A 21416-nucleotide genomic window follows, 5' to 3' on the forward strand; every position below is an offset into this window, starting at 1 on the left:
ATATGCATAAGTTGCGAGATAAATCGGCGTATTGTATACTAGGACTGCTTACATAATTGTCCGTACGGGTGCTTGAGTGAATCAGGCTGAGATTGCAGGTAAAGCCGCTGCTGACCGTTTATCTGATCTGGGTAATGCCAGCGTAGAGAGCATGTTCGATGGAATATACAAGGATCATTTCCTTCCACGGCCGTCTGCTCTTCAGACGGCTTTTTTGTATAGACAAATGAGAAGGAGTGAAAGATGTTGAAGAAGTTAAAATTTACCGATTTACTGATTACGATTATGATTGGCGTAGTATTTGGTATTCTCATGAAGTTTTGGGACGACCTATACACTGTCGTTAAACCGATCATGCCCGTGCTGCGTCAGTTGATTTACGGCATGTGGTTTATGGTCGGGCCTTTCGCTTTCTTACTGTTGCGAAAGCCGGGAACCGCATTAATTGCCAGTATTGCGGGTGCGTCATTATCTGCTTTTGCAGGTCACGGCATCGAAGTGCTGATCTACGGGTTTGCGCAAGGTCTTGCCGCGGAATTACTGTTTGCTGCTTTCCGCTATAGAAGCTATTCTGTTTTGACAGCTGGACTGGCGGGAGTCGCATCTTGCCTGGCCAGTTTTGGACTCGACTTGATTTACGGCTACGCTGCGCTTGAAACATGGGCATTGATTGTGAAATACGGATTGCGGGCAATCAGCGCATTTATATTTACCGGTATCTTTGCTGTGCTGATTGTCAAAGCTCTTGAAGCAACAGGTGTAACTTCATTAATACGGCCAGTTGATAAAAAAGAATATTCATTGCTGGACGAGTAATTGCAGAGGATGGATTCTACTATGAGTAACATCAGCGTCTCAGATTTACGATTAAAGTTTCCCGGAGAAGAATCATTGGTATTCAGGGATCTGTCTTTCTCCGTACAGCCGGGCGAAAAGGTCCTTATGCTGGGACCTAGCGGCTGCGGCAAATCCACCCTGCTGCAAGTGCTGAGCGGTATTATTCCAAACTCCATTGAATTGCCGATGAAGTCAAAGGCTATCAGTTTGCCGGATTCATGGGGGTTCGTCTTTCAGGATCCTGATACGCAGTTCTGTATGACGTATGTCGACGAAGAATTGGCATTTGTACTGGAGAATCTGCAAGTGCCGCGGGAACAAATGAAGACGCTCATAGAACAAGTGCTGAAACGTGTAGATTTGCAGCTGGAAGATCCTCATACAGCGATTAATGAACTATCCCAAGGAATGAAACAGCGGCTCGCTTTGGCTTCCGTTTTACTGCTTGAACCGGACGTTCTATTCCTTGATGAACCGTCTGCTTTACTGGATCCCGAAGGCACACAGCAAATTTGGTCTTCTATTAAAGAGGCGACTGCCGAGAAAACAGTACTCATTGTAGAACATAAAATTGATCTGATTGCCGATTGGGTCGATCGCGTCGTACTATTCAATGATCACGGCGTTATTCTGGCTGACGGATCACCCGCCGACATTTTTTCCGGCTATCAGGAGGAGCTGACCCGCTACGGCATATGGTATCCCGGTGTATGGGAAAAATATAAGGAATCGGAAGCTTTTCTTTCCTTAATGCAAAATCGCAGTCAAGTGAAGCCGCAAGAGAAAATTCTTCTCCAAGATTTTCACGGCTATCGGGGTGCCATACAAAAGATTTCCGTTGAAGATGCAACAGTTCAGGAAGGTGACTGGATTGCGATTGTCGGGGAGAACGGCTCAGGGAAGAGCACGCTGCTTCTGTCGCTTATGCAATTATTGCGAACTGACGGGATCTACGAAGTAAACGGTGTGCCGATTGTGCAGAAAAAGAAGAAACGGCAGCTTCCAGAAGGATTATCACTCGTCTTTCAAAATCCTGAACTGCAATTTGTGACGAACTCGATTGCTGAAGAACTGACGGTTTCGCTGCATGGCATGACAAAAGAGGATGCGGCAAGCTGCGCCAGGAATTTAATCGATTTATTCAACTTGCCTGGCACAGCTTCACGTCATCCTTACCAATTATCTACCGGACAAAAACGCCGCTTGAGCGTGGCGACTGCGCTCACCCCGAAAACAGATATCGTATTGCTGGATGAACCGACGTTTGGACAAGATGCACGGAATACATTTGCTATTCTGGAGAAATTGGAGAAATTGCGGACTGAAGGTATTACGATTCTGATGGTGACACATGACATGGAAATCGTGGAGAACTTTGCTACCTCCGTGTGGACTGTGGAAAACGGAGTATTGAACCCCCCTGCTGTTACAGGAGGTCTGCTGAATGCTTAATTGGTTCACGCCTGAACGGCAAACGTGGTTATTCCTCGTCAATCCTGCACTAAAGTTTGTGGTGTTTTTTGCGCTCCTGCTGATCACACTGCTTAATCAGAGTCTCTCATTTGCCATTTGGCAGGCCGTATTCTACGGCGCATTGTTCTATATATTCAGCGGCTATTCCATTAAGAAACTGGCTGTATTGTCAATTCCGCTGGCGATTTCATTTCTATCTACTGGTCTGACGATGCTGTTATTCGGTAAAGGTGAAGCTGTACTTTGGCAGTGGGGATTATTCAAGATTTCTGAGGAAAGTATACAGCACGCACTGCTGCTGGGAAGCAAATCTCTGTCATTCGGCTTTGTCGGCTTTACGTTTATCCTGACGATTCAGCCTGTGCTGTTTTTTTATGCTATGATGCAGCAGTTCCGTCTGCCGTCCAAGTACGCCTACAGCTTTATTGCATCATTCCGTTTAATTCCTGCTGTTACAGAAGAACTGCAGATTCGCAGAAATGCGCTGAGAGTACGAAATGTACGGTTTTCACGGGGAATTAAAGGGATCTATGAACGGCTGCAGTCATTCAGTGTCCCCCTGTTTGCGCAAAGCATCCGCCGCGCGCAGCGAATTGCAGTCGCCATGGAAGCAAAACAGTATCAGATGGGGGCAGCCAGGACGTATTACTATCCGACACGATACAGCCGGACGGACGCAATATTTTTGATTGTCATGACACTTGGGCTAACCGCCGCTGCGTTATTGGCTCTCTCGAGTGGAACGGACGCCAATTATATGTAGATACAACAGACCTTTATCTTAGTATAGCCGGTTCGGTTGACGGGGAGATAAAGTACAATTGCAACTCAAAAAACAATCGGTTCAGCGAATGTTTTATACTTGAATTAACAATAAAATAGCAAAAAAACGCACAGATTATTGCACACCTGTGCGTTTTTTGCTTACCGTATATATTAATATAAACTTCATATTACTTGTTCTGTAATTACTGCAGCCGGACGCTGGAGGGCGTGCGATGAACCACATTCCTCGCTTCACTCAAAAAAGCCGTTCTTCGTTACGGCTCTCGCTGTTCCTCCCCGAGCCGCTTTCCGCTCCGATCAACTAAGTGAGTACAAAAAGCGTATGCGACAATAGCGCCCGATAGTTAGATAGTGGTTTGAAACCGTTGATCTGCGCTGCAGCCGGACTTAGTGTACATAAGACAGTTTGATAGCCCTCTGCAAGCAGTGAAAGCCGAGTAGACTTGTCTGATACAATGCGTCCATTTTTGAAGTTAGAAAGCGGTAATTTTTTTAGCTACTATGACTATTTAGATGAACTGAATGGAGAAAAAAATCGCTTTGCTGTCCATTCAGTCAGGCAATCCATAGCTCCAACCACACCGCGCAGATAAAGTCACTTACCATACTCCAATTTCTGGACGAACACTAACTGACCTGCGGACACAAACTCAAGGATTCTCCCGGAAGAACCGGCGACTCCTGGAGGATCAGGGTGACAGGCGTAATCGCCAACGCACTTCTGGCGAGTCCGCCGCGCCCCCTCAGGAAAGCGTCCGGTTCTGCAGGGAGAATCCTAAACCATACACTATCTTTACAACGACTTGTCAAGAGCATCTCATTTCCAAAAACCAATTTCTTTGGATAATCTACAAGCTTGTTATTTTCTGAATGTTTGACCATCTGGACCGATTGCGATATTGGGGCATTCGCTATGAAGCAATCGCACCCGTTAACTGAATACTACTCCTAGTGAAAGTTCCATTAGTAAATTGTTTATAAACGTGTACATATGCGCAATTGATTACCATCAGGGTCTACGACTGTCATCATCCGAAGTCCCTCAAGATCCTCATTTGGAGGCTCAGGAATATGAATATCCTTTTTAATCTTCAATTCGTTGTACCAGTTATCAACATTGGGAACAAATAAATGAATTAATCCACCAACTTGGCAGTCACCAGTATGTTCGGTTAAGTAAAGTGTCATATTATCCTTCGTGATTTGAACAAAAACAGGAAAATGAGGTTCAAACCGATGCTCCCAATCGATTGTAAAACCCAATCTATCTACGTAAAATTCTATACTTCTTTTATAGTCAGTAATACGGAAAGCAGGAATCACTTTTTGCATAATTACACCCTTCTATTAAGTTTTTTCTGTAATATTCAGCATACACGTTAGAAATAAACGTACCATTACTGAAAAGGGGCTAATCCTTATTGAATAAAGCCTTGGCTCTCAATAAATCAATTATTCTTAGATCTCGTAAATAACTTAATACACTTAGATGTCAAGCCCTGTTTTTCAAGAAGAACTTCTCTCGTATGCTTTTTCTTTTGCTGAGTCCGCCATTAATATTCTCATCCAAATCAATAAAATTTTCCCTTACGAGTGAACGTAACCAATAAGCAGTTTTTTCTAATGAGTCATCAATTGGTTCAACAAGATCTTCAAAATTAGAAGGTATAGATTTATACTAGCTCCAGAACGTACTGGATTTCAACAAAAACTGGTTAATCTTCAATCACATCTATTAAATTCGTATGAATACTGACGAAGTAAGTTTCTAATAATTTCTCTAATCTGCCGTTAAGCTTGTGGTATTCGTCATCAGCCTTATTAACAACATGATAAAATTCATCTTCTTCTATCTCATCACTTTCTAGAGCAACGTACAGCCTCCACATTTCTCGTCCATACTTTTCCTCAATCATTGCATGGTCATGAGCACCAATTTTCTCAAGGATAGTTATTAATTTGTAAAAATAAAATTCAATGCTTATTTCTTCGATAGACGATTCAAGCCAATTCAGTAAAACTTCGTGTCCCCCACTTTCTAGCTCAGAGTAATATTGAAAAACAATAAGTGCTTCATTTAAAACCGTGTCTTTAGTTGATAAATCATTTTCACTTATAACTGTTACTACAGCGTTCCATATATTGTCGCTGTCTAACAAATCTTTTCTGTTCATTTTAGGTTTCATTGTATTCCCCTCTTTAATTACTTCCTTGCAACAATCTTACGCAAAATGGCCTGTTCAGTTAACAAGCCGTCCACTTGTCATCTATTTTAACACAAAATTCCTTTTTCACTATCTTCTCCACAAACTGTGTATTAGCCCCCTTGCTACTGCAATTTACCTTGCCATCCCTAAAACAAAGTTAATTGCAATTGATCTCCTCCCGTGTTTCTTCCCCTTCATCCCTTGCGTAATTTATATTCAAGGAATCGGTCAAAATGAAACATTTTCGTTCGTTTCAAGAAATTGAATAGTGCGCAAATTCAATGTTGACAAAACCGATATACTTTATTATATTAAACCTATTACTATTATAAGGATTTAAGGAGTTGAGTGCTTTGAAACTGTCAACGAAAATTACATTCGGTCTGGCGTTTGGTATTGTCTTCGGAATTATTCTAAATGTTTTTTTCCCGCACGCGGTTCCGCAGCTGAATGAATATGTGCTTTCACCAATCGGTAAAGTGTTCTTGAACTTAATTCAGTTCGTAGTCGTACCGATTGTCTTTACTTCATTAATTATCGGTTTTTCCAGCATCGGCAACTCCGAAAAAGTTGGACGGTTGACAGGAAAGCTGTTATTTCTTTATGTCAGCACAAGTATTCTTGCACTTGTTATCGGCTATATCACTGCGTCCGTGCTGAAACCCGGCAATATGGTTGGAAACTTGGGTGAATTGGCTCCCGGCGAAGCGAAAGAGGGACAAGGAATTCTTGAATGGCTGATTTCAATTGTTCCAACCAATCCATTTGAAGCATTCGCAACCGGAAACTTATTACAAATTATTTTTACAGCAATTATTGTCGTGATCGGAATTCGTATGGCGGGCAGTCATGCAAAACCGTTCATTTCCTTTATAGAAAGCGTTCATGTTATTGTAGAAAAAATTACGATGCTCGTACTCAAACTGTCGCCAATCGGTGTGTTCGCCCTAATCAGCTCTGTCATCGCCACTCAGGGTCTGGACATTGTGCAGAAGTTACTCGTCTATATTCTTGGGTTAATCATCGCATTAACACTAATGGCAATCGCATACTTCATCATACTCAGCTTCCTGCATGTTTCACCGAAGCACTTCTGGAAGAGCTTCCAGCCGACATTCGGCATTGCATTTGGCACAGCCAGTTCGAACGCTGCATTGCCGGTTGCTATTGAAAACAGCAAAAAAGCCTTCAAGATGAAAGAAGATATTGCTGGCTTTGCGATTCCTTTAGGGACTGCCCTAAAGCGTGATGGCGCATGTATCTTACAGACATTCAATGCTTTATTTGTGGCGCAGCTGTTTGATATCCAGCTGAGCGGCGCACAAATACTTGCCATTATTATCAGTGCACTTGTTGTGTCATTCAGCACAGCCGGCGTGCCGGGTGCAGGTATCATTATGATGTCTACGGTACTTGCGGCAGCCAATTTGCCTCTTGCTGGCATCGCGCTCGTCGCAGGTGTCGATCGTTTGACTGATGGTTTCCGTACGCTGCTGAACGTGTTTGGAAACACAGCCAATGCAGTAATACTGGATAAATGGGAAGAGAATTCTTCAGCTGCCCAAGCCGAAGCTCATAGCGCAGCGCCCGCTTACGCAACTGACAAAAGACACTGAAATTGAAACTGCCGCAAAATTGTCTTCCAGACATTCTGCGGCAGTTTCATTTCGGAGATTATGAATTATTTGATTTAGAAGATCCATACAGCATTTTTAAAAAAGGATTGTCCAAAACGTCGTGTCTGACATTCCGGACAATCCTTAATTCACGTACTATCTATTTAACTATCGTGACAGAGCAATTCACGTTTTTGATTACTTTCTGACTGACACTTCCCATTACCATTTTCTGAAGTGTGTTCAATCCGCGGCTGCTCAGTATGAGATGATCAATTTCGTTTGTGTTCACGTGTTTAATGATTTGCTGTTGCGGATTTCCCTTCAGGACTGTCACGCCCGCCTGTATTTCCTTCTCTTTCAATAATTTCAAGGCAGACTGTACCTTTTTATTCTGGTACCAGGCAAGGCTGTTCGGACTTTGTTTAAGCAGCCGTTCATCCTCTACTTTATTAAAATCAATGACATGGATTAATTCCATTTGCGCTTCAGGAAACTGTTCCACCAACATCATGGCATACTTTGTGGCACGCAATGCATTTTCTGATCCGTCTACCGCTACAGCTATCTTCATGAAAAGACCTCCTGACACTACTTTTGTTCCTTTGTTCACTTGAGGTTACAGGGCCTTCAATAAACACTCAAGTTTTCGCCACCGGCATTAGATTCGGTTACCATGATATATACCCATTTTATAAACTGGATAGACCTGATGAAATAAGAAAAATTGCATCTCCTAATTCAAAAACCATTCTATCAACTAGTTCCCTAAAAAACCAACTATTTGCCGCACTTTTATAAAGAACTTATAAAAAATACGAAAAAGCGTTAACTCCTATGTAAGAGCTAACGCTTTGTAAGTCGTTGTCCATCCAGTCAAGCCAGTAATAAACGGGTAGCCAATAAGCGGCCGCGAACCATAATTCCCGCCCAGGCAGCAAGGAATGCCTTGATGAAGCCGCCTATTAAAAATGGCACAAAACCTGCCATAATCGCTGCTGTCCAAGAAAGCTCTGCGATAAACTTCAGCCACACTGTACCGAAAGCTAATGCTACAAACATGCCAATAATATTGGCAACAATTGCATTCGGCAGCGTGAAACTGGTCCGTTCCATATAATAGCCGGTAATGAACGCCGTCGGAATGAATCCAATCAGGAATCCGCCGGTCGGGCCAAAGATTACGCCTAAACCTGAAGACATTCCAGAAAACACAGGCATCCCGACTGCTCCCATTGCCAAGTAAACGAGCACGGAAATTGTGCCGTAACGCGAGCCTAATATGGTAGCTGCCAAGCCGATCGCCAGCGTCTGTCCCGTAATCGGAACGAGCGGCAGCGGAATAGTCAGCTGTGCCATAATACCGATTATTGCCGCAAACAAAGCGGTCACAATCATCATTTTAAGTCTATTTCTTGAATCCATCATGTTGATATACCCCTTTTAGTAAACTGACATATTTATATTGTTGACATTCATTTTATCGTATGGAAGAACGTACGTCAACGCATTTTCAACAATTGTTTACTCAATCAGGTCATCTGATGATTACGGTGTTTCAGACTCTTTTAGCATACTCGCCGCTACTGAAGGCAACAAGCCTCCTTGCAAATATGCATCTTTTTCCATCCTATTGTCAATCCTCAGCAATACAGTAAAATCAATGGTTTCACCGTTCTCCCGCTCTGCTGTCATAACGCAGCGCTGTCCGGGAACGAACGTCTCATCTTCCACATCGAGTGAATATATTTCTGATCCATCCAAACCAAGCGTGGAAGCAGATTCACCCTCCGCAAACTGAAGAGGCAGCACACCCATCCCTGACAAATTGCTGCGGTGAATACGCTCAAAACTTTCAGCGAGGACAGCTTTTACACCGAGCAGTGACGTACCTTTAGCTGCCCAGTCCCGTGAACTTCCGGTTCCGTACTCTTTGCCTGCCAGTACAATTAAATTACGCTGTTCTTTTTGATATCGCTGCGATGCTTCAAATATTGTCACTTGTTCCCCCGTGCCTCTATGTATCGTATAGCCGCCTTCCGTACCGGGAACGAGATGATTACGAAGACGTATATTCGCAAATGTGCCGCGCATCATTACATGGTGATTCCCTCTGCGTGCGCCATAGTTATTGTAAGAACGGGGGCTGATCCCCTGCTCCGATAAAAATCTGCCGGCATCACTATTCAATGGTATATGCCCTGCCGGTGAGATGTGATCGGTCGTGACAGAATCACCCAGCATCAGCAGCGGAATCATCTTCTGTGTATTTTCTCTGATCGACACGCTTTGAGCCTTATCAAAATATGGAGCACGCTGAATATACGTAGAGTTTTCATCCCAGTCATACAGCATACCTTCCGGCGCCGGTATCGACTCCCAGGTTTCATTGGAATAAATACCTGCGTATTCTTCACGAAACAGGGAAGCGTCGACAGTTTCCCCAATTATTCGCTGCACAGTTTCCGCTGACGGCCATATATCCGCTAAATAGACGGGGCGCCCATCCGTTCCACTGCCAATCGGCTCCTCGTCAAAGTCAATATCGATTCGTCCCGCGAGTGCATAGGCAACGACAAGTGGAGGAGATGCTAAATAATTTGCACGTATCAGCGGATGTACACGCCCTTCAAAATTACGGTTTCCGCTCAAAATAGATGCTGCGACCAAATCTTTGTCCGCTATCGCTTCTTCTGCTTCAGGCATCAGGGAGCCGCTATTGCCGCAGCATGTAGCGCAGCCGTAGCCGTCTACGAAAAATCCGAGTGTTTGTAAAGATGTTAGTAAATTTGCCTTTTCCAAATAACGGGTGACGACCCGGGAGCCCGGTGTCAGCGTTGTCTTGACATACGAAGGCACATGTAAATCGTGTGCCGCAGCATTTGCAGCAAGCAGCCCCGCCGCCACCATGACAGAAGGATTGGACGTATTCGTGCAGCTTGTAATGGATGCCAGCACAATAGACCCGTCCTGTATACCTTCCGAGGATTTCACACGCTGCCTGCCATACCCGCCGTCAGCAACCGGTTCCGCCAAAATACTTTCAAATGACTGCTTCATTTCTGTCAGTGCGACCGTATCTTGCGGTCTTTTCGGTCCGCTGACTGTCGGAATGATCGTACTCAAATCCAATTCCATCGTCTCTGAAAACTGTGGCGCGTCGGAACTTTCATCCATGAACAAGCCTTGCGCACGCAAATATCCTTCCACGAGCGGAACAGAATCCTCCCGTCCTGTCTGGCGAAAATATTCCATCGTCCGTTCATCGGTCGGGAAAAAGCTCATCGTTGCTCCATATTCAGGCGCCATATTCGCTATTGTGGCACGATCGGTAACAGGTATATGACGCAGCCCTTCACCGTAAAACTCCACAAACTTTCCAACGACCCCTTTTTTACGCAAGGTATTTGTCACGGTTAATGCGAGATCTGTTGCGGTTACCCCTTCAGGCAATGAACCCGTCAGCTTCACACCCACCACGTCTGGAATCGTAAAGTATAGAGGCTGTCCTAGCATCGCAGACTCAGCTTCGATTCCGCCCACTCCCCAGCCAACTGTTCCAATTCCGTTAATCATGGGAGTATGCGAATCCGTGCCGACTAAAGAATCTGGGTATAGCCACTCTTTATTATTGTGTGTCTCTGTTCTGACACCTGCAGCCAAGTACTCCAAATTCACTTGATGGACAATACCATTCGCCGGCGGGACGACATGAAAGTTTTCAAAGTTTTTCTGTGCCCAGCGCACAAACGAATATCGTTCCGCATTTCGCTCGTATTCGATAGACAGGTTTTGTTCAAACGCTGTCTCATCTCCCGCATGTTCAATAATGACTGAATGATCGATTACTAAATCGACCGGTATTTGCGGGTTGACTAATAATGGATTACCGCCGCGTGCAGCTACCGCATCGCGCATTGATGCCAAATCGACGATAGCCGGAATCCCCGTAAAGTCCTGAAATACAATGCGCGCCGGTTTAAAAGGCACTTCCTGACCCGCAGTGCCGCCTTGCCAATTTGCGAGTGCGGCGATATGTTCATCCGTTATGTACAGGCCATCCGCATGACGAACCGCAGATTCAAGAAGCAGCCTGATCGTATAAGGTAATCTGTGTATTCCATTGAAACCAAGACCCTCCAGCCGTTTCAATGAAACATAGCTGAATTGCTTCCCTTCAATTAATAATTCGTCACGCACGGTACCGCGATTCCATCCACAGTGCTGTTTCATCCATTGCTCCCCCTTTATCTGCTGCTATGAGCCGATCAAAATCACAGCCAGCCCGGAACATAGCATCGGCCTTCGAGTATTCTTCTTGCCGTCCGGTCCAAGCCGACTGCGGCAACGTCTTTTCCATCGGCTGTTAACTCTACTGTCACTTCTGCTATTCCGTCCGGATGGCCAATTCGAATCTTTTGCTGCTGTCTCTGACTGCCGGCAACGCAGCATTCATTTGGAATCGTGCCATCGATCAGTAATGCAGAAGCTAAATTATACAGACCGCTGCCGGCGAACGTCCGATGAAATTTCCCCATGGAAAGCATTCTTGCAATGACGTCAATATCTTCTGCTTTGACCACAGCACCTGACGCAGTAAGATAATCACGCGGCGGTGCAACCAAGGCAATCTTCGGTATAGAAGGCACGTCCTTGGCTGCAGTAACAGTTTCTGACATCCCCGCAGCTACAGCGCCATGGAGACGCAATGTTTCAAGCTGTGTGAGTAAGTGCTGATTTTGACTGAGTATATGATTCGGCTCTGAACCATCCAATCCAAAATCCTGCGCTTTAACAAATACGAACGGATTGACGATATCACTGACTGTTGCGGCAATGGTCCGATCATCCATTTTTAATTGCGTACGCATATCAGCAGGAAATGCAGCTCCCGTTTTACCGCCGGCCGGTGACAAAATCGAAACACTGATTTTTGCACCTGTATGCACAATTCCTGCCATCAAATAGTCTCCATCCACTTGGGCTTCTCCGTCAGCAACAGGCACTTTAATCCGTATGAAACGATTAATATTTTCATTCAGCACAGTCACTTCACACATTCCGTCAGCAGAAGGAATCTTTGCAAATCCTTCATCTATTGCATACGCTCCGACAGCCGCCATTAAGTTCCCGCACGTTCCTTCAGAATCCACTACAGCCTCGCCAATTCCTACTTGGTAAAATGTGTACGCAAGACAAGCTTCTTCGCTGTCAGTTTCACGAATGACTATCACTTTGCTTGTGTGTGAGGTGCCGCTGCCCAGACCGTTTACTTGTGAAGGATTATATGCGTCAATTGCTGACATGAATATCTGTTCTTGCGCGTTTTTTGACTTCGGCAGGTCGCTTTCCTTAAAGAATACGCCTCTGCTCGTACCCCCGCGATATACAATACACGGCACCGTTTTTTGTTTCATGGCTGCTTCCTCCTTCATTCAGGAATAATTGTCTTGGCAATCTTTCCGTCCAGAGACTCATATTTTTCCAGTTCAATCGTTTCATATAGTTCACGGCGGGTCTGCATCCGGTCAAGCATATCCACTTGCGTCCCTTTATCGAAGATTTCCTGGAATACGATTTCAAATGCTTTCGCGGCTGCACGTAATGAAGTCACAGGATAAATCACCATCGAAAAACCGAATTCCTGAAATTCTTCAGCTGTATAATATTCTGTCCGCCCAAACTCTGTCATATTAGCCAGCAGCGGCACATTAAAAGCAGCCCCCACTTTTTCGAATTCTTCTTTTGTCGTCAATGCTTCCGGGAACAGCGCTTCTGCTCCCGCTTCCACATACAATTTCATCCGTTCCATGGCAGCATCCAGCCCTTCGACTGATAATGCGTCTGTCCGTGCCACGACGACTAATGAAGGCGCCACTTCTTTAATCGCCCGAATTTTCGCTGCCATCTCTTCAGCAGCAATTAACTTCTTGCCGTTTAAATGTCCGCATTTTTTCGGCAAATCCTGGTCTTCTATCTGCACAGCCGCTACATTTGCTTCAACCATTTCTTTGGCCGTCCGCGCAACATTCAGCACACCGCCAAATCCGGTATCGATATCTGCAAGAACAGGCAAATTCGTTGCACGCACTAATTCTCTCGCACGTTCCGCTACTTCCTGTGAGTGCAAAATCCCAAGATCCGGCAAACCACGGCTCGCAGTAAATGCCGCGCCGGATAAATACAATGCTTCAAAACCTACTTTCTTCGCCGTCAAAGCTGCCATACCATCATGTGCGCCCATGATCTTCAATATTTCCTTTTTACGAATAGCAGTTAAAAATTCTCCTGCCAGTTCCTTCTGCGTTTTTTGTTCTTGTACTAACCATGTCATTACTAATTCCCCTTTTCATTTTAAGAATAGAAAACCATCCAGTATCCATACATTGAAGCGAGAACGACGAGCAGCCAAATGACAAACGCACCTGATCCCAGCTGCAGTAAATCACGCTTCGTGAAATAACCATATTCATAACTGATTAAGTGTATCGGCGATTGCGTGATCAAAACAAAACCCGGAATCCCCATTAAAAACACGCCCATTGACAAATACAGAGGGTCATGCGAAGGAAATGCCTCGCCAATTGCTAACGCTACAGGCAGCATGATAGTCAAAAAACCAAGCACGTTGACGAAAAACAGCCGCAGCAGAGCAGTCAAGAGAAGGAGTGACAGAACGACCAAAAAATACGATTCCATCGACAGAACTTCAATCAGCTGTACAGCGAACCATTTCACCGCGCCTGTCTTAATCAGCATACTCGACAGCATCAGAGTTGCTGCAAAAAACAGCAATAAGTCCCAGCCGATCTTTCTTTTTGCTGTCTCCCACTGCCATATCCCTGTAACGGGAAGTACTGTCAGAATTGCACCAAACAGCGCAACGAGAGATACGGAAAATCCATGCAGACTCCCTGTCATCCACAATATAACCGTCAAGCCAAGAATCGCAAGAACCTTCCATTCGCTGCGCGACATCTGTCCGAGGCTATGTAATTTCTGTCCAATTACTTTTTCGAGTTCTGCGCCGTCGATTTGTTCAGGCGGGAAAACAACGAGAAAGAGCAGGAATAATAACAGTAAGAACAGAATAATAGGCGGCCCCATATACAGCAGCCAGCGCACGTAATCCAGACCTTGCGTCACTTCGCCAAGCAACCCAAAGGCATACAGCGTCGAACTTGCACCCGTTGCCACCACCGCACCAGATATTGGCACGATGAGTGTTAAGCCCACAAATAGTGATTTCGCCAGCCGCTCTACGCGCCCCATCGTCTGTAAATGTCTGACAATGCCATCCAGCACGGACGAGACCAAACTCGCTTTGCCTATATTGGACGGAATGAACAGTGACAAGATGAACATCAGCACGAATGAGAAAAACACCAGCAGCCGGCTCGAACCTTTCGATAAGGAAAGAAGTTTCAAAGACAGGCGGCTGGCGAGTCCCGATTCAATGAATGCACCTGCTAAAATAAACGTTGAAAATAACAGCCAGACAATCTCGGAGGCAAAATAACTCAATGTTTCCTCATACGTAAAGAAGTGCACGGAAAGCAATAACATCAGCAGCAAAGAACTGAATGCTAAAGGAAAGACCCCACCAATCCAAAGAACTTGGATAATGATGAGGCACGCGACGGCACGTAATACTTCTGAAGTCTCCACAAAGGGAGAAAACGTTATGATGTATAGTAAGACACTGCAGAGTACTAGCAGTCTTTTCTTTTTCGTCATCACTGTCATAAAATCACTTACATTGCTTCGCTGTTATTTTTTTGCGCTTTACGCTTCTTTAACCACGAGGAAAAGAACGGTAAGCCCAGTGAAATAAGTGTCATAAGAACCAAAGCGACAGTAATCGGTGAAGCCGTTAGAATTCCCACTGCATTCGGATACGAAACCAAACTCATCCGGAAATTCTGCTCCATATCTGATCCGACAATGACAGCCAGAATTAGCGGAGCTACCGGGAATTTCAGCATTTTCATGAACAGACCGACAAAACCAAAGATGATCAAAATCAGGAAGTCTACTGTGCTGTAACCAAGTGTATAGGTTCCGATAAACGCCAGCATCATAATGACAGGATATAATACGCGCGGCGGTGTATCTAGAATCTTTACAAGAATTCCAACCAGTGCAATGTTCAGTATGACAAGGAACAAGTTTCCGATAAACATACTGTTGATGAACGTCCATACCATATCGGGATTATTTTCAAACAATAACGGACCAGGCTTTAAACCGAGCATAACGATGGCACCGAGAATAACTGCAGTTGTTCCTGAACCCGGAATTCCCATGGAAAGCATCGGAATAAATGCTCCGACAGCTGCTGCGTTGTTTGAAGACTCCGGCGCAGCCAATCCTTCGATTGCACCTTCCCCGAATTCTTCCGGATGTTTCGATACTTGTTTCTCCATGGAATAACTCAGCATAGATGCAATTGCACCGCCTGCTCCAGGAAGTACACCAATCAGGAAGCCGATCGGGCCATTACGGATAATCGGCCATTTTGATCGTTTCCACTGCTCTTTTGTAATCCATATTTTGCCGACAGACTTTTTCTCTCCCACCGGTTTATTGATTGATAAGAAATTGTATAACACTTCTCCTACCGCATAAATACCGATAATGACAACGAGAAAATCAATACCTTCACTTAAGTGAACATTTCCCATCGTGAAACGGTAGACCCCTGTCTGTAAATCAATTCCAACTGTACTGATCATCAGCCCGATACACATCGAGATGAACCCTTTGACCATCTGCCCCTTTGCCAATGCAACAATGGCAGATAGCGTGAATACCATCAATAAGAAGTACTCCGCCGGACCAAACCGCAAAGCAAAACTGGCGAGCGGCTTAGCCAGAACAATAAAGCCGACAACTGCAATCAGTCCGCCGATCAACGAAGCAATTGCAGATATCGCAAGCGCCTGTCCGGCCTGACCTTTCTGTGCCATAGGATAGCCGTCAAACGTGGCAGCAATTGCCGATCCATCCCCCGGTGTATTCAGTAAGATCGAACTTCTCGAGCCGCCATACATCGCACCGTAATAAATAGCGGCCATTAAAATCAAGGCGCTTGTCGGCTCCATTCCGAATGTAATCGGGATCAGCAGCGCAATTGCGGTTGCAGGTCCAAGACCGGGCAGCATACCAACGACTGTCCCAAGGAACCCGCCGAGTGCGATCCAAAATAAGTTCATTGGTTGAATTGTAGTTAAAAGGCCTTCTAAGATGGCTTGTACATCTATTCCCATACCGGTTCCTCCTTTAAGGTAAACTTACCTGCAACAGTGTTCCAAATGCATACCAAGTTACGAACGAGAATGCGACCGCAATAATGATGTTAGACATCCATTTTTTGCGCCCATTCAATAAAAACAACAGTCCGGCAAGGAACAGAATAGTCGAATACAAGAAACCAATCCGTTCAAAGAGCACTGTATAAATCAGCATCAAAACAAGCGATACGAGCAAATACAATGGGGACTTGCCGATTCGCAAGGCACGGAAATCAGAGAACTCATTACCGCGCGCCTTGAATTCCTGAAAGAAATAGACAATCCCTGAAATAATTAAAATAATAGCAATCAAAAGCGGGAAATACATAGGACCATTCGGGTTTCCGAGATTTGATTTAGGTAAGCTGATAGCACTGATCAGCATAATGACACCGACAACAGTTGCCAGAATCGGGGTTATGTACCGGACCATATCGTGTTCCTCCTTCTAAGTGAACAATTAAAAAAGCGAGCCCGCTTTGAGCGGGACTCCAACTTTTTTATAAAACTTATTTCTGTAAACCAGACTCGTCAATCAGTTCTGTGTACATTTCTTTTTGTTCTTTTAAGAACTCTGTTGTTTCAGCACTGTCTTGATAGAAATCTTCCCAGCCGTTGTTTTCCAACAGTTGTTTCCAAGAGTCTGTTCCTACCATTTCACCAAACGCTTCATTCCAATATGCAATCTCATCTTCTGTCATATCTGGTGGCCCAAGAATACCGCGCCAGTGAGGGAAGACCATATCCACGCCTTCTTCTGTCCATGTCGGTACGTCAGGCAATTCTTCCAGACGTTCGTCAGCTGAAATCGCAACAATCTTGAATTTACCTGCAAGGTGCTGCTCGGCAGATTCAGACACTGCCATCGTCGCTGCATCGACGTGACCGCCAAGCAAGCTCGTCATGACGTCGCCGCCACTTTCATAAACGAGGAAGTTTAATTTTGTAACATCAACGCCGTATGTTTTAGCCGCTTTTACGAAAGACAAGTGGTCGTTGTTTCCAAGACCAGGAGCAATACCGATTTTTACGGAAGACGGATCTTTTTTCAGCTGCTCCATCAACTCTGTTGCGCTTCCATAAGGTGAACCATTTTTGACCGCTACGGAAATCCACTCTGTTGTTAATGTAGCAAGCGGCGTGAAGTCTTCATACGTGAGATCACTTTGCCCAAGCAAGTTATTCGTAATTAACAGACTGGAGTCAATAGCCAATGTATGTGCATCTTTTTTGGACAGATACTGCCAGCCAACTTCTCCGTTACCGCCCGGTTTGTTAATGACTGTCATACTCTGATCCACAATATCTTCTTCTTTCAAAATCTTTTGTATCGCACGTGCTGTAGCATCCCAGCCGCCCCCCGGTGTTGCCGGTGCGATGAATTCTAAATTCTTCTTCGGATAATCGGAAACATCTTTCCCTCCTGCACTATCTGATGAACAAGCCCCCAGAATAAGTGCAAATGAAAGTGCCGCTGCGCCTACTAGTTTTTTCATACTGTTCTCCCCTTTTCTATCTGATTTATCATCTGTATATAGTGTACTTTGTCATCTTACATCTGTAACCGTTTACAATTTTAACAATTCAAAAGACTTTAACTACATTTTGTTCATTATGTTCACGTGAAAAAAGCATCCCGAAATAGGATGCTTAAAGTTTTCTGTACAGCAGTCAGCGGAATCATATAAGTAATGGGCTGCTTCCATATACATCATAGTGACCATACGCCCAGCTTTCCTGCTGTATTCTATTCCTGTATGCTCACAGTGCGAAGTATTTCCGCTCCGGTCTTCCGACAATTCCGTATTCAAGCTCAGCCCTCATCTTACCTTCTGCAATCAAATGTTCTAAATATCTTCGGGCTGTTGTACGTGATGCACCCAGCCTTTCCCCCACTTCTTCTGCTGTCGTTCCTTCATTCAATGAATGGACGATATCCATCACCTTCTGCAACGTTAAAGGATGAATGCCTTTCGGAAGATTTGTTTCACTGTCTTTGACTGCCGTATTATGAACAAAAAGTTTATCAATCTGTTCTTGATCTGCATGGGGACTTTCCTTAAGAAATAGCCTTCTCTGCTGATAGCGCTCAATAACTTCCTTCAATTTGGCTAATTCAACTGGTTTCACCAGGTAGTGGAATGCACCTGCCGCTACACTCTGAGCAACCAATTCGCGGTCCGCAGCGGCGGTAATGACGATGAAATCCAGTAAAGGATATTGAACCTTCAGCTCCCGCACCAAATCAATTCCTAATTGGTCAGGCATATACACATCGACCAGCAGTAAATCCACCGGCTGATTTTCAAGCAGACCCCATGCTTCCTTCGCACGTAATGCCTGCCAGACTACTTTCACACCATCTATACTTTCTAAAAACTGCTGATGTATGGAGGCAATACGAAAATCATCTTCCACAATTCCCACATGAATCATCTGACTTCACCCTCCTCATTTTCTGCATGTTTTGGAATATAGACAGAAAAAACTGTGCCTTCATCTGTACCAGACACTTGAATGGATCCTCCCAGCGATTGAACAGCCTGCTGAACATTCGCCAGGCCAAAACCTCTTCCTGCAGCTGATTTCGTAGAGTAACCTTTTTGGAACAGTGTATCAAGTTGTTCTGCCTGAATTCCATGACCGTTGTCAGATACTTCAAATATAACATCTTCCCCAAAATCTAAGGTGAAGAATGAAACATGTCCTGCCGAATTTCCAGCGGCCGCTTCAAGCGCATTATCGATAAGATTTCCCAGAATCACAGTCAATGCACCTGTACCCAGCCATTTCGGCAATGATTCCAGACTGCTGTTGTCATCAATCTCAAAACTGACCTTCATCTCAGATGCCTTACCCATTTTGCCAAATAGAATCGCTTGAACATGCGCATCTTTAATATTTTCTAAAATAAACTGATTAGTATGATCACTAAAACTGATTTCCGTTTGAATGGTGCGGATGGCTTCCTCATATTTTCCAAGCTGTAATAGGCCTGAGATTAAATAGAGCTTATTTGTAAATTCATGTGTCTGTGCTCTTAGGTCATCCGAATACTTTCTGACTTCATACAGCGTATTTACGACTTCCGCCATTTCCGTCGTATCACGAAACGTAATCAGTGCGCCTTTTTGCATCCCCTCAAGCTGCAGCGGCATGGCACTGACAACCAGTCTTTTGGCGGAATAGACCATTTCAAAAGATTGAGTGACTGACCCATTTAATTCTGCGACAGAGGGTAAGTTTGGAAAAATTGTCTCTATATCATCTCCTTTTCGATTCGTATGAACGCCTAGAATAGAACGCGCAGCAGTATTCATCAGTGTAATTTCACCCGATGGATTTACTGCAATGATTCCTTCATCGATCGATGCCAATATCGCCTTTCGTTCCATATAAAAGTTCGCAATTTGTTCGGGATCGAGCCCAAATGTATCTTTCCGGATGGATTTAGCCAAACGGAAACTGATGTAAATTCCAAGGGCGAGGATAATCAGTGAGATAAAGAGTAGTTTTACTACACGATTATGTACAATCTCACGTAAATCCGACAGGAGATACCCCACTGTCACCACGCCAATAATCTGATTCTCCTCTTCATTATAAATCGGCGCTTTACTAATGACGGAGGGACCGATAATTTCGCTTGACAGCATGGAATAATTCGCCCCAAACACTATCGCTTTATAGCCATCTCTAAATGGGATTATCTCACCTATTTGATGTTCATCGGGCGAAGCAAGTATATGCCCGGCTTTATCTTGAATCACTATAAAAGTCGCATCCACTTGATTTGAATAATGTTCAATGACCGCTTCCAGGTCACCGGCTTTTTCTGCATCCGTTTTTTCTTCAAGACCTTCTTTAACTGTATCCATATAAGACAGCATTTTTGCAGTTTGCAAACCCACCGTATGACTGCGGTCAAGTAAGTTCAAATAGTCCGTGACGACAAAAACAATCAGCATAAGCGTCATTAAAAATAAAATAAGCGAAGTGACCATCAGCAATATTTTCTTTTGCAGTTTTGATTTCAGCATATTCTGTCACTTCCAGCTAAACGATATTTTTACCTCATAAAAACTTGTCCTGCACCAGCCAGCGCATGTATTTCTATTCTATATCACGCGACATCCGCTTACTCCGTGCAATCATAAATCTATCACGATGGCAGCAGTTGTCAAAGTCTTTTTATTCAAAGTACTGACAGCGCAGTCACAAACACCAGGAAAGAATTGCTAATAGAACTCTTCGGCTAAAACTCTGTATCAAGTATATCTTTCAAAATAGTTTAACAGAATTTTAGAAATGGAAAAGCATAAACTCCGTATATGAGTTTATGCTTATGCGTGCAATTCTTATTTTTTCAACCCATATAAAAACATTTTTGTGATTTCATCAGCAAGTTTTTCTGGTGTATGCGTGCCGGCCCATAGTTTTGTTTTAGCCAAATGTTCAATCGCGCCCACCATTGCAGCTGCTGCTACTCCGAGATCCAGATTGGTATGAAAATACCCAAGCTCTGCTTCTGCAATTAAATTTTGTTCGATTTGCTCTGCCATTTGCGCTTTAATATCACAAGCCTCCTCAGAGACAATAAATCCAATGCGCGCAACTTCTTCATCGTTCTGAAATAACTCAAAAACAGCCCGCAAACCGGATGCAATTCGCTCCTTCAGCCCTAATTCATCCATATCAGAAGGCAGCCTGCTTTCTGCAACCTGGTTTTGCAGTTTTGTTTTAAACATATCGATCAGTTCTTGAAATACAGCATCTTTACTTTGAAAATACAGATAAAATGTTGGCTGGGTGACATTTGCCTCCTTCACAATTTCACTGATTTTTGTCTTATGAAAACCATGAAGTGCGAATTGTCCTGCCGCGATTTCCAAAAGCAGCTTACGGCTTTTTTCGCCATCCGCCCCTATCTGCCGTCCCCTGTTCTTCAGTTGAAACACTCCAATCTTACTCAGTACATGAATTATTCTTATATATGATTAATTATACAGGGCAGGAAGAAGAAAACAAATTATTTCATCAAACAATAACAGGCATGATATATAATCCCATTTAACGATTCATTTTGTCAGTTACGTATATAAATAGATTATAATTGACAATTTGCAGAAACTATCGAATAATAAATAGTAAGCGCTTTCATTTTTGTCTAAATAATTGAATATACTGCGTTAAGGAGGGATTTT

Annotated in this window: 18 protein-coding genes and 1 riboswitch; of the genes, 4 read left to right on the forward strand and 14 right to left on the reverse strand. The window is 44.1% G+C overall.

Annotated features, from left to right (window positions below; genetic code table 11):
- Positions 1–54: 54 nt before the first annotated feature.
- Positions 55–166, forward strand: a riboswitch (TPP riboswitch).
- 77 nt (positions 167–243) lie between these two features.
- The 3 genes from SporoP37_RS06970 to SporoP37_RS06980 are packed head-to-tail and all read left to right on the forward strand — an operon-like array spanning position 244 to position 3073.
- A complete protein-coding gene (locus SporoP37_RS06970; RefSeq protein WP_085430601.1) occupies positions 244–816 on the forward strand; it encodes an ECF transporter S component in 573 nt (190 codons plus the stop codon).
- A gap of 21 nt (positions 817–837) precedes the next feature.
- Positions 838–2289: an ABC transporter ATP-binding protein gene (locus SporoP37_RS06975; RefSeq protein WP_085430602.1), complete on the forward strand. Its 1452-nt coding sequence runs from the start codon at positions 838–840 to the stop codon at positions 2287–2289.
- Positions 2282–3073, forward strand: coding sequence for an energy-coupling factor transporter transmembrane component T family protein (locus SporoP37_RS06980; RefSeq protein WP_085430603.1), 792 nt, complete (start codon positions 2282–2284; stop codon positions 3071–3073). Before SporoP37_RS06975 ends, SporoP37_RS06980 begins: the two co-directional genes overlap by 8 nt.
- 998 nt (positions 3074–4071) lie before the next feature.
- On the opposite strand, the gene SporoP37_RS06985 is transcribed toward SporoP37_RS06980, so the two are convergent.
- The gene (locus SporoP37_RS06985; RefSeq protein ID WP_085430604.1) at positions 4072–4428 is read right to left on the reverse strand and encodes a glyoxalase superfamily protein; all 357 of its coding nucleotides are present in this window, start codon (positions 4426–4428) and stop codon (positions 4072–4074) included.
- A 383-nt stretch (positions 4429–4811) separates the two neighbouring features.
- Positions 4812–5282, reverse strand: a complete 471-nt coding sequence (locus SporoP37_RS06990; protein ID WP_085430605.1) for a DMP19 family protein — start codon at positions 5280–5282, stop codon at positions 4812–4814.
- Positions 5283–5656: 374 nt separating this feature from the next.
- Here SporoP37_RS06990 and SporoP37_RS06995 point away from each other — a divergent pair, with 374 nt between their 5' ends.
- Entirely contained in the window at positions 5657–6919 is a 1263-nt protein-coding gene (locus SporoP37_RS06995; RefSeq protein WP_081242982.1) for a dicarboxylate/amino acid:cation symporter, read from the forward strand.
- A 160-nt stretch (positions 6920–7079) separates the two neighbouring features.
- Here SporoP37_RS06995 and SporoP37_RS07000 read toward each other — a convergent pair whose 3' ends face one another.
- The 12 genes from SporoP37_RS07000 to SporoP37_RS07055 form a co-directional block, all read right to left on the reverse strand.
- The gene (locus SporoP37_RS07000) at positions 7080–7493 is read right to left on the reverse strand and encodes a universal stress protein (RefSeq protein WP_081242983.1); all 414 of its coding nucleotides are present in this window, start codon (positions 7491–7493) and stop codon (positions 7080–7082) included.
- Positions 7494–7795: 302 nt separating this feature from the next.
- On the reverse strand, positions 7796–8347 hold the full coding sequence (locus tag SporoP37_RS07005; protein WP_081242984.1) for a biotin transporter BioY: 552 nt from the start codon (positions 8345–8347) through the stop codon (positions 7796–7798).
- Between the two features lie 120 nt (positions 8348–8467).
- Positions 8468–11152, reverse strand: coding sequence for an aconitate hydratase AcnA (gene acnA, locus SporoP37_RS07010; protein ID WP_085430606.1), 2685 nt, complete (start codon positions 11150–11152; stop codon positions 8468–8470).
- 41 nt (positions 11153–11193) lie between these two features.
- Positions 11194–12336 (reverse strand): PrpF domain-containing protein, encoded by a 1143-nt coding sequence (locus tag SporoP37_RS07015; protein ID WP_085430607.1) that lies wholly within the window; start codon positions 12334–12336, stop codon positions 11194–11196.
- 14 nt (positions 12337–12350) lie between these two features.
- Positions 12351–13253 (reverse strand): methylisocitrate lyase, encoded by a 903-nt coding sequence (prpB, locus tag SporoP37_RS07020; protein WP_085430608.1) that lies wholly within the window; start codon positions 13251–13253, stop codon positions 12351–12353.
- 20 nt (positions 13254–13273) lie between these two features.
- Positions 13274–14665: an SLC13 family permease gene (locus SporoP37_RS07025; RefSeq protein WP_232329824.1), complete on the reverse strand. Its 1392-nt coding sequence runs from the start codon at positions 14663–14665 to the stop codon at positions 13274–13276.
- A gap of 8 nt (positions 14666–14673) precedes the next feature.
- A complete protein-coding gene (locus SporoP37_RS07030; protein WP_085430609.1) occupies positions 14674–16188 on the reverse strand; it encodes a tripartite tricarboxylate transporter permease in 1515 nt (504 codons plus the stop codon).
- 13 nt (positions 16189–16201) lie between these two features.
- Positions 16202–16645, reverse strand: a complete 444-nt coding sequence (locus SporoP37_RS07035; RefSeq protein ID WP_085430610.1) for a tripartite tricarboxylate transporter TctB family protein — start codon at positions 16643–16645, stop codon at positions 16202–16204.
- Positions 16646–16721: 76 nt separating this feature from the next.
- Positions 16722–17708: a tripartite tricarboxylate transporter substrate binding protein gene (locus SporoP37_RS07040; RefSeq protein WP_081242990.1), complete on the reverse strand. Its 987-nt coding sequence runs from the start codon at positions 17706–17708 to the stop codon at positions 16722–16724.
- Between the two features lie 265 nt (positions 17709–17973).
- Positions 17974–18648 (reverse strand): response regulator, encoded by a 675-nt coding sequence (locus SporoP37_RS07045; RefSeq protein WP_081242991.1) that lies wholly within the window; start codon positions 18646–18648, stop codon positions 17974–17976.
- Positions 18645–20252, reverse strand: coding sequence for an ATP-binding protein (locus SporoP37_RS07050; protein WP_081242992.1), 1608 nt, complete (start codon positions 20250–20252; stop codon positions 18645–18647). Before SporoP37_RS07050 ends, SporoP37_RS07045 begins: the two co-directional genes overlap by 4 nt.
- 318 nt (positions 20253–20570) lie before the next feature.
- Positions 20571–21170: a TetR/AcrR family transcriptional regulator gene (locus SporoP37_RS07055; protein WP_158233620.1), complete on the reverse strand. Its 600-nt coding sequence runs from the start codon at positions 21168–21170 to the stop codon at positions 20571–20573.
- Positions 21171–21416: the final 246 nt, after the last annotated feature.

The sequence above is a fragment of the Sporosarcina sp. P37 genome, assembly GCF_002109365.1.
Classification (GTDB): Bacteria; Bacillota; Bacilli; order Bacillales_A; family Planococcaceae; genus Sporosarcina.